The 16642-nt window shown below is 57.6% G+C and carries 13 protein-coding genes; 11 read left to right on the forward strand and 2 right to left on the reverse strand.

Annotated elements, in window-relative coordinates:
- The 3 genes from J1G18_RS21330 to J1G18_RS21340 all read left to right on the forward strand — a co-directional run.
- A partial coding sequence (locus J1G18_RS21330; RefSeq protein ID WP_262415645.1) for a DUF2345 domain-containing protein occupies window positions 1-549 on the forward strand: 549 nt, incomplete at its 5' end.
- Entirely contained in the window at window positions 546-3818 is a 3273-nt protein-coding gene (locus J1G18_RS21335) for a hypothetical protein (protein ID WP_223008411.1), read from the forward strand. The genes J1G18_RS21330 and J1G18_RS21335, both read left to right, overlap by 4 nt.
- A gap of 551 nt (window positions 3819-4369) precedes the next feature.
- Entirely contained in the window at window positions 4370-5041 is a 672-nt protein-coding gene (locus J1G18_RS21340) for a hypothetical protein (protein WP_134787553.1), read from the forward strand.
- A gap of 9 nt (window positions 5042-5050) precedes the next feature.
- Here the strand turns inward: J1G18_RS21340 and J1G18_RS21345 are convergent, their stop codons facing one another.
- Window positions 5051-5767, reverse strand: a complete 717-nt coding sequence (locus J1G18_RS21345) for a tellurite resistance TerB family protein (protein ID WP_098967404.1) — start codon at window positions 5765-5767, stop codon at window positions 5051-5053.
- Window positions 5768-5944: 177 nt separating this feature from the next.
- Here J1G18_RS21345 and J1G18_RS21350 point away from each other — a divergent pair, with 177 nt between their 5' ends.
- The 8 genes from J1G18_RS21350 (at window position 5945) to J1G18_RS21385 (ending at window position 16025) form a co-directional block, all read left to right on the forward strand.
- The gene (locus J1G18_RS21350) at window positions 5945-6859 is read left to right on the forward strand and encodes a LysR family transcriptional regulator (protein ID WP_007967749.1); all 915 of its coding nucleotides are present in this window, start codon (window positions 5945-5947) and stop codon (window positions 6857-6859) included.
- Window positions 6860-6989: 130 nt separating this feature from the next.
- Window positions 6990-8447 (forward strand): gamma-aminobutyraldehyde dehydrogenase, encoded by a 1458-nt coding sequence (locus J1G18_RS21355; protein ID WP_210558957.1) that lies wholly within the window; start codon window positions 6990-6992, stop codon window positions 8445-8447.
- Between the two features lie 83 nt (window positions 8448-8530).
- Complete coding sequence (gene ydcS / locus J1G18_RS21360) at window positions 8531-9682, forward strand: putative ABC transporter substrate-binding protein YdcS (RefSeq protein WP_096795797.1); 1152 nt, start codon at window positions 8531-8533, stop codon at window positions 9680-9682.
- A 268-nt stretch (window positions 9683-9950) separates the two neighbouring features.
- Window positions 9951-10988: an ABC transporter ATP-binding protein gene (locus J1G18_RS21365; RefSeq protein WP_223008412.1), complete on the forward strand. Its 1038-nt coding sequence runs from the start codon at window positions 9951-9953 to the stop codon at window positions 10986-10988.
- Window position 10989: 1 nt separating this feature from the next.
- Window positions 10990-11925, forward strand: coding sequence for an ABC transporter permease (locus tag J1G18_RS21370; protein WP_097086391.1), 936 nt, complete (start codon window positions 10990-10992; stop codon window positions 11923-11925).
- The gene (locus tag J1G18_RS21375; protein ID WP_003222021.1) at window positions 11915-12724 is read left to right on the forward strand and encodes an ABC transporter permease; all 810 of its coding nucleotides are present in this window, start codon (window positions 11915-11917) and stop codon (window positions 12722-12724) included. The genes J1G18_RS21370 and J1G18_RS21375 overlap by 11 nt, the downstream gene beginning before the upstream one ends.
- 172 nt (window positions 12725-12896) lie before the next feature.
- On the forward strand, window positions 12897-14321 hold the full coding sequence (locus tag J1G18_RS21380; RefSeq protein WP_223008413.1) for a gamma-aminobutyraldehyde dehydrogenase: 1425 nt from the start codon (window positions 12897-12899) through the stop codon (window positions 14319-14321).
- A 219-nt stretch (window positions 14322-14540) separates the two neighbouring features.
- Window positions 14541-16025: an APC family permease gene (locus J1G18_RS21385; RefSeq protein ID WP_223008414.1), complete on the forward strand. Its 1485-nt coding sequence runs from the start codon at window positions 14541-14543 to the stop codon at window positions 16023-16025.
- A gap of 58 nt (window positions 16026-16083) precedes the next feature.
- On the opposite strand, the gene J1G18_RS21390 is transcribed toward J1G18_RS21385, so the two are convergent.
- On the reverse strand, window positions 16084-16641 hold the full coding sequence (locus J1G18_RS21390) for a hypothetical protein (protein ID WP_223008415.1): 558 nt from the start codon (window positions 16639-16641) through the stop codon (window positions 16084-16086).
- Window position 16642: the final 1 nt, after the last annotated feature.

Raw genomic sequence — 16642 nt, forward strand, 5'->3', positions numbered from 1 at the left:
CAGAAGATCCGCGTCGGCAACGAACGCCACGACACCGTCGAGCAAAACAGCTACACAGAATTCAAGGCAGAAGAACACCACACCGTCTACGAAGACCGCAAAGTCGAAGCCCGCGCCAACGACCACCTGACCGTGGGCGTCAACCAGCACATCAAGATCGGCACCGGCCAGTTCATTGATGCCGGCCAGGAGATTCATCTTGATAGTGGCACCAAAATCGTAATGGAAGCCGGTAGCGAACTGACCCTGATTGGCGGCGGCAGCTTCATCAAGATCGACGCCAGTGGCGTTACACTGAGCGGCCCGGTGATAGACATGAACTCCGGCGGCAGTCCAGTTAGCGGGACGGGAGCTGCAGCGGCACTGCCAGTGCCACCCAAGCCAGCAGATACCGCACCGGTCGGGCAACTCCTGGGCAATGCACCGCTAAATAAACCCGCCACGAGAAATACCAGCGAAAAAGGTAAAGAGGCCCTCATCGTCGATGTGTGGGGCGATCCCGAATCAGGCAGCCAATTGCAATTGCTGGGGCCAGAGGACAAGGCATGAGTGAGTTCAAGGACAAGTCCATTAACGAAGGAACGCGTAAGAAGGTCGACTACGAGAATGATCAAAAATACCGGCTGGTGCTTAACGTAGAACGTATCGACGGCGGGCACCTGCAGATTCCCGTCATGGTGGACGCGAAAACCACTGAAGAACTGGACAGGTTCCAGAAAAATATTGTGCTTGCAGTCACACCTCTGGCCCGCCTGCCCGGCCACGACAAGCTCAATGAAACGCTGCAGGGCGGCGTGCCGCGGGTGGGTCGCGTCTATGTGTTCCAAAACAACAAGGTTTGGCGTGAACTCGTTACTGATGGTAAAGGGCAGTTGGCCGAAGTCGACCTGGTCCACTGGCGAAAAGTGGCGGATCAAAAAGGCAACGCCGATAAACGTGAGCCAGTAGGCGTCAATCAGCAGTTGATCCTGGTACCGATGATGCTCGACGGCCGCTTTTTGGGTCGACAATTCAGCATGGCTTTTAGTGAAGTTTCCTGGACGTGGGAATACATCACCTGGCTGGAAGAAGACCCGAGCCGAATAAGGGCCCGCAGCCAAAATATGGCCTCCGCCTGGGCAGCAACAGCGGGTGAGACGACGATCTGGAAACCCACATCAATTCACCCCGCGACACCGATCGCAAAACTGACCAAAGGCCTGCGTTCACGCGACTTCAGCATTGAAGCGGCTATGGAAGATCCTGCACAGTTCACGCCGGACTTCGCAGCCTTCAAACCCGATGCGCTAATCGTGAAGCTGCAAAAGCGCAAAGAAGAGCTCGCTCAAAAAATAAAACACGCGCCACCGCCGGCTCTACCGACCCTGGAGGCTGGAGAGGATTTGCTGACCCAAAACGGACTGCGTGGTTACCCGCATCTGATTGGGATGATTCTCGACGATCCGCTATACGAAGTGCGCCACGCGACGACGCAAATTCGCGAATGTGTTGATTATCTGCAGACTCTGAATGCTCTTGTTCCCCATCAGCAACATGGACAATATGCTCAGGTTTTGTACAGCACGCTCGAAGGGCCATTGGCCGACTTAAAAGACAAGGTCGATTTGCCCAAATTGCAGAGTGTCGTATTTGAAGAGGAGCGAAAAAAATGTCGAGAGCAATTGGCCGCAAGACTGGCTCGCCTTATTGAAATAACTGACAGAAAAGTGCACACAGTCCTTCTTGACTGGTGCTATAGAAATGATGAGGGCCTCTTAGAGCCTTACAGTTTAATGACCGAAATACTTGAGGCGCTCAATCAGTTACCTGATCGTTGCGATGCAATGTATACCGGTGAAGGATACAAAGAGATTACTGCGTCCGCAAATCGCATTTGCGAGGCCATATTGAAAGGTGAGCACCCGCTTGGCTCACTGTTATTAGCAAAAAACCAGGAACAGCTTCCAGAGACGATAAAACGAATTATCAAACTTCGAAAAACAGCCCAAGCGCCCGACCCAGCATTGACCGGGCTGAGTACTTTGATCCTGACATCCACGTTGACCGGAGCAGTGGATCAGCCAAGTGCGGGGAAGGGTTTCGTTTATTTTCTCGCTGACTTATTCGATAACTTTGGCGCAAGTGTAGTCGCGCAAATTGGCCGACTATCTCAAAACGCCTCAAAAATCCAGCTTGATCGTATATTCACGCCCGCATTTTCTACACTCTCAGTGCTACTGCCAAAAGTAGCAACTATAAAACTGATGCAACAAGGCCAAGCGCTCGCACAGGATTATGTTGTTATTGGTGTACAAGGCGCTGGTTTGCGCGGTGGAATCACTGAAGTCGAACGTCAGGCACTAACCAGAAAAAGTTATCGCTATGCGACGTTGCATAATCAATCAGGTGGAATCTTAGGTAGCACAAGTCCACGAATCGGCGCCTCCTCACGACCAAGCCTGCGTAACTTAACCGTAATTGCAATACCCAAGGATCACCCGGACCTGGCAAGTTACAGCGCCTTTCGCGTACAAATGAGTTCAGCTACGCAAGCTTTAGAGAAAAACAAAACAATACCAACACTCATGGTTGCGTTTGCAACATATAATATTTGGGCACAGATAAAAGCCTATAAAGACCTCAACAGTAGTGATGAGACCCTTCGAGGAAGCGCAGGGATAGCCAGCGCAACACTGGATTTATCTGCAGCACTGGGAAGCCACAGCAAGCTACTACTCGGTTCAACGATGGAGCAAAAGTTAACCAAGCCGCGATTTGACATAGCGAAAATCTCCACAAACTGGGCAAAGAATCTAAAAAACCAGACGGGCAGTTCAAAACTACCATTACTTCGTTCGGTAGGCGGTATCGCAACCCTTGGAGGTGCGGTACTGGGCGGATGGGACAGTTACCGATCCTTCAGTCAGGGCGATACTGATGCCGCCGCAGCGTATGGAGTTGTTGCAGTTGGCAGCGGCTTGTGGGGCGCTTATGGATTAGGTCTGGTTGTAAATCCATACATCTTGCTCGCTGGCGTGTTAATGACTGTCGGCGGCACAATTGCTGCGAATATATTCACTGACAGCGATACTGAAATAATCGTAAAAAAAGGCCCTTTTGGGATTCAATTTGCCGAGGCAGGAATGTTGGACAGCCTCATTGGCAAGAGTGATATTTTTACCCATTTAAAAGACCAGAAAATAGCTTATCAGCAACTTCTGGGCATCATCGGGAGACCCCAGATATTTGTTGAGCGCTTATCGCAATGGCGCAAAAAGGCGCCAGCGGCTCATCGAATCGCATTACAAAACGCAGATAACAATCGGTCAAAAAAGCCTGACTCGGCACTGGAATGCGTGCTTCCTGAAAAGCAACTGCTGAATGACAATGACTGGGCTGTAGTTTTGAGCTCGCCTCTACTCGCAATGTTTGAAAATGATAAAAAGTTCCGATTGATCGTACAAGAATTCCAAAGCAAATTAGAGAAGTCTGGATTATTAGCGGTCAAACGGTATCACCGTGTACCGGCGACGAATCCAAAGATCTCTGCCTTACCACTCGATGCGACCAGTGTACTGTACATTCTGTCACCTAGCCTTCCCGTCGTGCACCTTAATCCACTGCAACGCTATAGCTTCGACATGACGGAGGGGCTTAAAATCAGCGCGCAATTTGAACTCAGCGTTAACGAAACAGAAGATATTTTAGTGCTGCCTCAACCTAGCCCAAAAAAATGGAAAGCATTTACTTCTAAAGATCGCCAAACACCTTCGGATAAAATTCCAGCCGAGGACGCACCAGCTTATTGGCAGATTGAGATAATCGAGTCTAAAGTATGATTACAGAAAGAGATACGACTTATACGATTGGAGCATATCGAAGCGATAGCAAAAAACCTTTGCCACCACCTCGCTGGCCGGAAGATGCAAACCGGACCGGAATGTTTAACACTCATCTCGCATTTGGCAATTACGCCAATTTAGAACCGGAGGTGGAAGTCAGCTCTCAACTTGAAGCGATCAGACTCTCTGACTCGGATAAAAAAATCGATAACGTTATAGAATCCTATTGCAGTCATGAACGCTGGAAGTTTCAGAACGCCAGCAAAGCCACCCATTTTTTCTTCGTACTTAAGCTCATCAGCTATTCGTTCATCTGGGCGCCTTGGGTTTTGGGGGTCTTTGGTTCTATAGGCACAGAGTTAGGATATGGCAACCCTGGCACCGCAGGAGGAGCGATCATTGGTATTTCAACTGCCATTTTGATGCTCTCCTCTCTCGTGTTATTCATGACGGGAAATAAATTTCTTCACCACATGCAAATATTGGGATTTGTAGCCGGTGCAATTGCTACCTATTGGATAAAAGACTCATTATTCAGTGCAAACTCTATGTGTATCGCCCTATGGGCGGGCGCCTTTCTGTATTTCGTAGCGTCCCTTGGTACCGACGCACTGCTGTGGATTCATAGCAAAATCAGCACACACGATGGCAGCGAATTCAATCGAACTGACGGCATGCTCAGGTTCAAAAGGCGTTTCCGAAAGTTATTCGTTGCCCCGTTTGAAGAGTTCGACCCAGTGCTTCAGCTGCTTCCTAATGGCTTCGGCTCCCATGACTATGCGCTGTGGTTAAATCACCGCTATACGGATAATAAAATTTGCTTGGCCACCAAGGTTCACTCGCTCGGGCTGGATCAGGCCAACGCACTCGCTTTCTGGGACTGCCTGCAGCGCTACATGGATGTAACGCAGCCATTGCCCGACTTGCCTGTGCTTGAGCAAAGCCGCCATCTTGATCCCGTAACTGCAGCCTACGATGTGAAAACAGGCCGCAACCCAAGACGATGGAGGGATCAGTCGGAAAAGGGATGGATCACAGGTGGTCTGAAGACTCTGTCCAAGCAGTTACATGAGTATCCATGGCAAAAGGAAGCTTGCATTGTCAAAGCGCGTATCGATCCATTGTTGACGATTGAGGCGTATTACCGCGCTCAAGAAGCGAAAGGTATCGTTGCTACTCCGAAGGCCGATGATTTTGATGATGTTCATCGGCCTGGATGAGGTATCAATTCACAACTGTCGCACCTGCTTCTCCAACTCCACCTTCAACCCCGGCTCCAGCTTCAACTGCTTCGCCAGTTCATCCAGGTAGCTCTTCTCCATAAAGCTCTCCTCGTCCACCAGCATCACACTGGCGATGTACATCTCCGCCGCCATCTCCGGCGTACTCGCAGCACGGGCGACGTCGGTGGGGTCGAGGGGTTTGTTAAGTTCGGCGTGCAGCCAGTGTTGCAGTTCCTGATCGTTGTCGAGTTTGGTGAACTCGCCCTCGATCAACTGGCGTTCGCGATCATCGATGTGGCCGTCAGCCTTGGCGGCGGCGACCAGTGCTTTGAGAATCGCCTGGCTGTGCTGCTCGGCTTGCGCCGGTGGCAGACGATCCAGGGTTTGCGGTTCGGTTTGTGGGGCGGTGCCTTTCTGGGCGTTCCAGTTGCCGTACGCCTTATAGGCCAGCACACCAAGGGCAGCGAGGCCACCGTAGACCGCAACTTTGCCGCCGACCTTTCGCGCCTTTTTGCTGCCGAGCAGCAGGCCCATGGCCCCGGCCGCCAGAGCACCACCGCCTGCCCCCGAGAGCAGACCGCCCAGCGCACCGGAGCCTGAAGACCCACCCAGCAAACCGCCCAGCCCGCCAGCCGCGGGTTTGTTCTGCGCGCCACCGGCCTTGTTCTGCAACAGATCCTGGCCAGACTTGAGTAGTTGATCGAGCAATCCACGGGTGTTCATATTCCGCCTCCAAAACAGGGGTTATCCGGATCTATCAGGCCCTCAGCCTAGTTCGAAAGTGCCCCGCCCCTGCTTGCGAGTGTGCTTCCAGATGTTGCTCCGCCTGCAACAGCCCTTCGCGAAAATAGATATACACTCAGGCCAATCTATAAAAACCGCCCACCGGGTACCCTTCTCATGATGACCCTGCGTCAGATCCGTCACTTCATCGCGGTGGCCGAGACCGGCTCGATTTCCGCCGCCGCGCAAACCGCGTTTATTTCCCAATCGACCCTGACCCTCGCCATTCAGCAACTGGAAGAGGAAATCGGCGTCAGCCTGTTCAGCCGCCACGCCAAAGGCATGACGCTGACGCATCAGGGTCATCAATTCCTACGCCAGGCGCACCTGATTCTGGCCACGGTGGACAACGCCAAGCGCAGCCTGCAACAGAGCACCGATCAGGTCGCCGGTCAGTTGATCGTCGGCGTAACCAGCCTGGTCGCCGGTTATTACCTCGCCGATCTGCTCACCCGGTTCCAGCGTGCCTATCCCAACGTCGAGATCCGGGTGATGGAAGACGAGCGGCCGTACATCGAGCATTTGCTGGTCAGCGGCGAAATCGATGTCGGCGTGCTGATCCTGTCCAACCTCGAAGACCGCCACGCCCTGCAGACCGAAGTGCTGACCCACTCGCCGCACCGTCTGTGGCTGCCGGCCCAACATCCGCTGCTGGAACACGACAGCATCAACCTCGCCGACGTCGCTCGCGAGCCGCTGATTCAACTGAACGTCGACGAGATGGATCGCAATGCCCAGCGCTTGTGGCGCGGCGCCGGGCTGCAACCGAAGATCACTCTCAGAACCGCATCCACCGAGGCGGTGCGAAGTCTGGTGGCGGCAGGTCTGGGCGTATCGATTCAACCGGACATGACTTACCGCCCGTGGTCACTGGAGGGCGACATCATCGAAGCGCGGCCGATTGCCGACCTCAACCAGACCCTCGATGTCGGTCTGGCCTGGCGCCGTGGGACCGCGCGCCCTGCCCTGGTTGATCCATTTCTGACCGTAGCCCGCGAGCAGCCGCACGGCGGACGCAAGCCATCTATTTAATCGAATGCCACCTTCAGTATTTAGAATTTGTCGACCTCGGAGCCGCGCACTAGTCTTGCTGCATCTATAAGACGGTCGGCTCCCGGGCACGGGAGCCACAATGACCACACAAGAAAAGAGATCGCGGAAAATGGCTGGCGTGCAGACCCCGATGTGTACCGCGTTGTTGATCGACGGCGAACTGGTCGCCGGGCAGGGTTTTGTCGAACCGATCCTCAACCCGGCCAGCGGTGAAATCCTCACCCACATCGCCGAGGCCAGCACCGAGCAGGTCGAAACCGCGATCCTCGCCGCCCACCGTGCCTTTGCCGAATGGTCACGCACCACGCCGCAACAACGTTCCAGTCTGCTGCTGGACATCGCCAACGCCGTCGAAAAACACGCCGATTACCTCGCTCGCCTCGAAGCGCTGAACTGCGGCAAGCCGCTGCACTTGGCGCGGCAGGACGATCTGACCGCCACCGTCGACGTGTTCCGCTTCTTCGCTGGTGCCGTGCGCTGCCAGACCGGTCAGCTCAGTGGCGAGTACCTGCCGGGTTACACCAGCATGGTGCGTCGCGATCCGATTGGCGTGGTGGCGTCGATTGCGCCGTGGAACTACCCGATCATGATGGCCGCGTGGAAAATCGCCCCGGCCCTCGCCGCCGGCAATACGCTGGTGTTCAAGCCGTCGGAACACACACCGCTGTCGATCCTCGCACTGGCGCCAGCACTCGCCGAGATCCTGCCGCGCGGGGTGATCAACATCATCTGCGGCGGCGGTGAAGGCGTCGGCAGCCATCTGGTCGGTCACGCCAAGGTGCGCATGGTCTCGCTGACCGGCGATATCGTCACCGGGCAGAAAATCCTCCAGGCCGCGGCGAAAACCCTGAAACGCACACACCTGGAACTCGGCGGCAAAGCCCCAGTGATTGTCTGCAACGACGCGGATATTCAAGCGGTGGTCGACGGCGTGCGCACCTACGGTTACTACAACGCCGGGCAGGACTGCACCGCCGCGTGCCGGATCTACGCGCAAGCCGGCATTCACGACAAACTGGTCGCCGAGCTCGGCGCGGCGGTCAGCAGCCTGCGCTTCGCCGGCAAACGCGATGCCGACAACGAGATCGGCCCGCTGATCAGCACCCGCCAGCGCGACCGCGTCGCCAGTTTCGTGGAGCGTGCGCTCGGCCAGCCGCACATCGAGCGCGTGACCGGCGCGGCGGTGCATTCCGGCGCCGGGTTCTTCTACCAGCCGACGTTGCTGGCCGGTTGCAAGCAGACTGATGAAATCGTCCAGCGCGAAGTGTTCGGCCCGGTGGTCACCGTGACCCGCTTCGACGAACTCGCGCAAGCCGTGGACTGGGCCAACGACTCCGAATACGGCCTCGCCTCGTCGGTGTGGACGCAGAATCTGGACAAGGCAATGCAGGTAGCCGCCCGTTTGCAGTACGGCTGCACCTGGATCAACAGCCACTTCATGCTGGTCAGCGAAATGCCCCACGGCGGGCTGAAACGCTCCGGATACGGCAAAGACTTATCCAGTGACTCGCTGCAGGACTACAGCGTGGTGCGGCACATCATGGCCCGCCACGGCCAGCATCTCTGACTACGCTAATAACAAGCCGCCAACGGCATGCTTCACCGCGTTCACAACTGCCCCGACCATAATTTAAAGAAGAGGGTTCAACCATGTTCGTGCACAAGACCGCACTGCTCAGTGCAATCACCACAGCCCTGCTGGCCAGCGCCAGCCTGCAAGCTGCCGAGCCGCTGAAGGCGGTCGGCGCCGGCGAGGGTCAGCTGGATATCGTGGCCTGGCCGGGCTACATCGAACGTGGCGAGAGTGACAAGGCTTACGACTGGGTGAGCGGATTCGAGAAGGAAACCGGCTGCAAGGTCAACGTCAAGACCGCCGCGACCTCCGACGAGATGGTCAGCCTGATGGCCAAGGGTGGTTACGATCTGGTCACCGCTTCGGGCGATGCCTCGTTGCGCCTGATCGTCGGCAAGCGTGTGCAACCGATCAACACCGCGTTGATCCCGAACTGGAAAACCCTCGACCCACGGCTGAAAGATGCGCCGTGGTACGTGGTCAACAACCAGACCTACGGCACCCCGTATCAGTGGGGTCCGAACGTGCTGATGTACAACACCAACGTGTTCAAGACGCCGCCGACCAGCTGGAACGTACTGTTCGACGCGCAGAATTTCCCCGACGGCAAACCGAACAAGGGCCGCGTGCAGGCCTATGACGGCCCGATCTACATCGCCGACGCGGCGCTGTACCTGAAGACCGCCAAACCTGAGCTGGGGATCAAGGATCCGTATCAACTCACCGAAGCGCAGTACAAAGCCGTGCTCGATCTGCTGCGCGCGCAGCAGCCGTTGATTCACCGTTACTGGCACGACACCACCGTTCAGATGAGTGACTTCAAGAACGAAGGCGTGGTGGCGTCGAGCGCGTGGCCGTATCAGGTCAACGGCCTGATCAACGAGAAACAGCCGATCGCTTCGACCATCCCGAAAGAAGGTGCCACCGGTTGGGCCGACACCACCATGCTGCACGCCGAAGCCAAGCATCCGAACTGCGCGTACAAGTGGATGGACTGGTCGTTGCAGCCGAAAGTCCAGGGTGACGTGGCGGCGTGGTTTGGTTCGCTGCCAGCCGTGCCCGCGGCGTGCAAGGAGAGCGAACTGCTCGGCGCCGAGGGTTGCAAGACCAATGGCTTCGACCAGTTCGACAAGATCGCCTTCTGGAAAACCCCGCAGGCCGAGGGCGGCAAGTTCGTGCCTTATAGCCGCTGGACTCAGGACTACATTGCGATCATGGGCGGCAGGTAAGCCCGAGAGCAACTTGGTCTAACTCCCTTTCCGCCTCTCCCCCTGGGGGAGAGGGCTGGGGTGAGGGGGTGGCTTTTGGCTTTGCCCTTGATTTCAGAGCAATGGCCAATAAAGCCACCCTCACCCCCCGCCCTCTCCCGGAGGGAGAGGGAGCTAAAAGCAATTTCAGCGCCCTACACACTTCCTGTAGGAGCTGCCGCAGGCTGCGATCTTTTCGACGCAACACCCGATCATTCTTTGAAAGCCCGCTTTACCGGAGCACCGCACCATGACGCTTGCAGTCCAGTTCACCAACGTTTCCCGGCAGTTCGGCGAGGTGAAGGCCGTTGACCGGGTTTCCATCGATATCCAGGACGGCGAGTTCTTTTCCATGCTCGGCCCTTCCGGCTCGGGCAAGACCACCTGCCTGCGCCTGATCGCCGGATTCGAACAACCGAGCGCCGGCTCGATCCGCATTCACGGCGCCGAAGCCGCCGGTCTGCCGCCGTATCAACGTGATGTGAACACCGTCTTCCAGGATTACGCACTGTTCCCGCACATGAACGTGCTGGACAACGTTGCCTATGGCTTGAAGGTCAAAGGCGTGAGCAAAACCGAGCGCCACAAGCGCGCCGAAGAGGCGTTGGCCATGGTCGCCCTCGGTGGCTACGGCGCACGCAAACCGGTGCAGTTGTCCGGCGGTCAGCGCCAGCGTGTCGCCCTCGCCCGCGCCTTGGTCAATCGTCCGCGCGTGCTGTTGCTTGATGAGCCATTGGGTGCCCTCGACCTGAAATTGCGCGAGCAGATGCAGAGTGAACTGAAGAAGCTGCAACGCCAGCTCGGCATCACTTTCATCTTCGTCACTCACGATCAGACCGAAGCGCTGTCGATGTCCGACCGCGTGGCGGTGTTCAACAAGGGCTGCATCGAGCAGGTCGACACCCCGCGCAATCTGTACATGAAACCCACTACAACCTTCGTCGCCGAATTCGTCGGTACTTCGAACGTGATTCGTGGCGATCTGGCGCGCCAGCTCAGCGGCCATCCGCAGCCGTTTTCGATTCGCCCGGAACACGTGCGTTTTGCCGAAGGGCCGCTCGCCAGCCATGAAATCGAAGTCAGCGGTCTGCTCCACGACATCCAGTATCAGGGCAGCGCCACGCGCTATGAACTGACGCTGGAAAACGGCCAGACCCTGAGCATCAGCCACGCCAACAATCAGTGGATCGACAGCAGCGCGCAGCACCAGACCGGCCAACGCCTGAGCGCACGCTGGGCGCGGGAAGCGATGATCCCGCTGCATGACACCGTCGCGAGCGGGGTCTGAAATGAGCACGCTCGCAATGACCCAGGCACCGCCGTTGCGGCGGTTTTCCAACCTGCTCTATCGCAAGCCGAATCTTTATCTGTCGCTGCTGCTGGTGCCGCCGTTGCTGTGGTTCGGCGCGATCTACCTCGGCTCGTTGCTGGTGCTGTTGTGGCAGGGGTTCTACACCTTTGACGACTTCACCATGGCGGTCACCCCTGACCTGACCCTGGCGAATTTTGCCGCGCTGTTCCAGCCGTCGAACTTCGACATCATCCTGCGCACGCTGAGCATGGCCATCGTCGTGTCGATCGCCAGCGCCATCGTCGCGTTCCCGATTGCCTACTACATGGCGCGCTACACCACGGGCAAGACCAAGGCGTTTTTCTACATCGCGGTGATGCTGCCGATGTGGGCCAGTTACATCGTCAAGGCCTACGCCTGGACACTGCTGTTGGCCAAGGGCGGCGTCGCGCAATGGTTCGTGCAGCATCTGGGACTGGAGCCGGTGTTGCAGTTCATCCTCGGCATTCCCGGAGTGGGCGGCAGCACCCTGTCGACCTCGCACTTGGGGCGCTTCATGGTGTTCGTCTACATCTGGCTGCCGTTCATGATCCTGCCGATTCAGGCGTCGCTGGAACGTCTGCCGCCATCGCTGTTGCAGGCTTCCGCCGACCTTGGCGCCAAGCCGCGTCAGACCTTCATGCAGGTGATTCTGCCGCTGTCGATTCCGGGAATTGCTGCCGGCTCGATATTCACGTTTTCGCTGACGTTGGGCGACTTCATCGTGCCGCAACTGGTCGGGCCGCCCGGCTACTTCGTCGGCAGTATGGTGTACGCGCAGCAAGGTGCGATCGGCAACATGCCGATGGCCGCAGCGTTCACGTTGGTACCGATTGTGCTGATCGCGGTTTACCTGTCCATCGTCAAACGTCTGGGGGCCTTCGATGCACTCTGAGCGCGCTTCACTGGGTCTGCGCATCGCCGCCTGGGGCGGGTTGGTGTTCCTGCACTTCCCGATCCTGATCATCTTCCTTTACGCCTTCAACACCGAGGAAGCCGCGTTCAGCTTTCCGCCGAAGGGCTTCACCCTGCACTGGTTCAGCGTGGCGTTTTCACGGCCGGATGTGCTGGAGGCGATCAAGCTCTCATTGCAGATCGCCGCCATCGCCACGTTGATCGCGATGGTGCTCGGTACGCTGGCTTCGGCAGCGTTGTACCGCCGCGATTTCTTCGGCAAGCAGGGCATTTCACTGATGCTGATTTTGCCGATCGCGCTGCCGGGGATCATCACCGGGATCGCCTTGCTGGCGACGTTCAAGACACTGGGGATCGAGCCGGGGATGTTCACCATCATCGTCGGCCACGCGACCTTCTGTGTGGTGATTGTCTACAACAACGTCATCGCCCGTCTGCGCCGCACTTCGCACAGTTTGATCGAAGCCTCGATGGATCTGGGTGCCGATGGTTGGCAGACCTTCCGCTACATCATCCTGCCGAACCTCGGCTCGGCGCTGTTGGCCGGCGGCATGCTCGCCTTTGCGCTGTCGTTCGACGAAATCATCGTCACCACGTTCACCGCCGGGCATGAGCGCACGTTGCCGTTGTGGCTGCTCAATCAACTGAGCCGCCCACGGGATGTGCCGGTGACCAACGTCGTCGCCATGCTGGTGATGATGGTGACCATGCTGCCGATTCTCGGCGCGTATTACCTGACCCGGGGTGGCGAGAGTGTCGCGGGCAGTGGTGGGAAATAACCGAATAACTGAAGAAACTGGATCGAAATGTGGGAGCGGGCTTGCTCGCGAAGAGGCAATCAAATTCAGCATTGATGTCGGCTGACCCACCGCTTTCGCGAGCAAGCCCGCTCCCACAATGGAACCCGGTTTCTTCAGAAAAATAACAATTGCTTCGAAGAGGACAACAGACATGCAAACCAGACTCTTGATCAACGGCCACCTGGTCAACGGCGAAGGACCGGCCCAACCGGTGCTCAACCCGGCGCTCGGCAGCATACTGGTGGAGATCAACGAAGCCTCCGAGGCCCAGGTCGACGCCGCCGTGCGCGCCGCCGATAACGCCTTCGCCGAGTGGTCGCAAACCACGCCGAAAGACCGTTCGCTGCTGCTGCTCAAACTCGCCGACGCCATCGAAGCTCATGGCGAGGAACTGGCGAAACTCGAATCCGACAACTGCGGCAAACCCTACAGCGCCGCACTGAACGACGAGATCCCGGCGATTGCCGATGTGTTCCGTTTCTTCGCCGGCGCCAGCCGTTGCATGAGCGGTTCGGCCGGTGGCGAATACCTGCCCGGCCATACTTCGATGATCCGCCGCGACCCGGTGGGCGTAATTGCCTCCATCGCGCCGTGGAACTACCCGTTGATGATGGTCGCCTGGAAAATCGCCCCGGCCCTCGCTGCCGGTAATACCGTGGTGCTCAAGCCGTCGGAACAAACCCCGCTGACCGCGTTGCGTCTGGCCGAACTGGCGTCGGAAATCTTCCCGGCCGGTGTACTCAATTTGGTATTCGGTCGCGGTCCTAGCGTCGGCAGCCCGTTGGTCACGCATCCTAAAGTGCGCATGGTCTCGCTGACCGGCTCGATCGCTACTGGCTCGAACATCATTTCCAGCACCGCCGACAGCGTCAAACGCATGCACATGGAACTGGGTGGCAAGGCGCCGGTGATCATCTTCGACGACGCCGACATCGATGCGGCGGTTGAAGGTATCCGCACCTTCGGTTTCTACAACGCCGGACAGGACTGCACCGCCGCGTGCCGGATCTACGCGCAGCAGGGCATCTACGACAAGTTTGTCGAGAAGCTCGGCGCGGCGGTGAGCAGCATCAAATACGGCTTGCAGGATGATCCGACGACCGAGTTGGGGCCGCTGATCACCGCGCAGCATCGCGACCGCGTCGCCGCGTTCGTCGAACGCGCCGTGGCACAGTCGCACATTCGCTTGATCACCGGTGGCAAGGCTGTGGAAGGCGACGGTTTCTTCTTCGAGCCGACGGTGCTGGCCGACGCGCAACAGGATGACGAGATCGTCCGCCGCGAAGTGTTCGGCCCGGTGGTCTCGGTGACCAAATTCACCGATGAAGCGCAGGCGCTGGAGTGGGCCAACGATTCGGACTACGGCCTCGCCTCCTCGGTGTGGACGGCGGATGTCGGACGCGCGCATCGCTTGTCGGCGCGGCTGCAGTACGGCTGCACCTGGGTCAACACACACTTCATGCTGGTCAGCGAAATGCCCCATGGCGGTCAGAAATTGTCCGGTTACGGCAAGGACATGTCCATGTATGGGCTGGAGGACTACACCACGGTTCGGCATGTGATGTTCAAGCACTAAGCCTTTAAAAGCTTCGCGAGCAAGCCCGCTCCCACAGGGGGACGCATTCCAAGGTGGGAGCGGGCTTGCTCGCGAAGGCGTCACCTCGGTTTCAGGAAGAAAACCGGCATTACGCACCACCAGGATTCCAAAACAATAACTACCGACCCGGGCGGCGCCCACAAAGCCCCGCCACGGCTTCGGCCATCCGAAATCTGCCGATTTCCCGGAGCAAAACACATGAGTGCCTCACCCGAACTCTCGGCCGCCGTTGCCGACAGCGATGCCGAACAACTGCGCAAACTCGGCTACACCTCGAACTTCAACCGCAGCATGAGCCTGTGGGAAAACTTCGCTTTAGGGTTCACCTATCTGTCACCGGTCGTGGGGGTTTATACCCTGTTCGGCCTGTGCCTCGCGGCCGGTGGGCCACCGATGTTCTGGGCCTATCTACTGGTCGGTTGCGGCCAGTTGCTGGTGTGCCTGATCTTCGGCGAAGTGGTTTCGCAGTTCCCGATTTCCGGTGGCGTTTATCCATGGGCGCGGCGTCTGGTCGGCAAGAAATGGGCGTGGATGGTCGGCTGGATCTACTCCATCGCCCTGTGCGTGACCATCGCGGCGGTGGCCGTCGGTGCCGGCCCGTATCTGGCGGCGATGCTCGGGTTTGAGCCGAGCAACAACACCAACATCGTCATCGCGCTGGTGCTGACCTTGTTCGCCACGCTGGTCAATCTGAGCGGCACCAAAGTGCTGGCGCGTATCGCCATGTTCGGCTTCCTCTGCGAACTGGTCGGCGCGGTAATCGTCGGCGTGTACCTGCTGATCTTCGAGCGTCACCAGCCTCTGAGCGTGCTGTTCAACACCTTCGACATCCGCGTCGACGGCTCGTACCTGCCGGCGTTCCTCACCGCTTCGCTGGCCGGGATGTTCCTCTACTACGGCTTCGAGGCCTGCGGCGACGTTGCCGAAGAAACTCCGAACCCCAGCGCAAAAATCCCGGTGGCCATGCGCATGACCATCTACATCGGCGGCGTCGCGGCGATGTTCGCCTGCCTGGCGCTGATCCTCGCCGTGCCGGACATGCAAGCGGTGATCAACGGCACCGACAAGGACCCGGTCACCACCATCCTCAACAACGCCTTCGGCCCGATCGGCTCGAAAGTAGTGATGGGCGTGGTAATGATTTCCTTCATCTCCTGCGTCATCAGCCTGCAGGCTGCGGCGAGTCGTCTGCTGTACTCCTACGCTCGCGACGAAATGGTGATCGGCAGCCGACTGCTGAAAAAGATTTCTCCTACAACCCAGGTGCCAGTTGCCGCACTGTTCGTGTCCGGCGTCCTGCCCGCCCTGATCATCGCCCTCGGCTTCTTCCTGCAAGACGCCGTGGCCACCATCGTCAGCTTCGCCGCCATCGGCATCTACCTCGCGTTCCAGATGATCGTGCTGGCCGCTTTGTACGCGCGAATGAAAGGCTGGAAACCCAGCGGCAAATTCACCCTCGGCGCGTGGGGCTGGCCAGTGAACATCGGCGCGCTGGTGTATGGCGTCGGCGCAATCATCAACATGGCCTGGCCACGCACGCCGGATGCGGCGTGGTACGTGAACTATGCGATGGTGTTGAGCACGGTGATCGTGATTGGGCTGGGGCTGGTTTACATGTGGATTGGCAAGCCGTATGACCATGGGAAGGCGCCGGCTGGGGATGCGTGGAAGGTGAGTCGCTAAGCGCTTCTGACCCCGGCACCGACAAAGTGTCGGGGTTCAGCAAAGACGAGAAAAGTCATCAAAAAGAAAGCTCTGCCTGATCGTTCTTCAGTAACGAAATACGATCGAACAACCTGATTTTTTCATTGGCTTTTTGCTTGGCGTGATCGGACATGAATGCAATCAACTCTTCGAGCTGACTGACGTCTCCGACCACTTTGAATTCCTTTTCCTTGTTGACGAAGACAAGCGACTTCTTCTTTCTCGACAACAGTTCAATGACGTTGCTGAGCGTACCGGTGCTCTTTGCGTCCCAGATCATCAAACCGTAGTCAGCTGCTTCGGCCATGACGACGTCTTTCTCGGTGAAGAAGGCTCTCGACCCCTTGGAATGCTTGGAGTCGACTGTTCTGGCGGGCCACTGTCCAAGATTATTCCTAGGAGCAGAACCGCTGCAGAACACCGTGGTTTTGGATCGTTCGAGACTCAGCAGGTACTCCTGAATGGAGGTATCGGCGCCACCTGCATCCCCAACCACCACCTCAAAATCTGACGCGACGATATTATTGATGCGCTCTTTAACCTTCGGATCAAGGTTCTTGATGTTGATAGAGCCAGCAATAAATACAGTGGTCATT

The organism is Pseudomonas sp. MIS38 (assembly GCF_019891575.1).
Lineage (GTDB): Bacteria > Pseudomonadota > Gammaproteobacteria > Pseudomonadales > Pseudomonadaceae > Aquipseudomonas > Aquipseudomonas putida_A.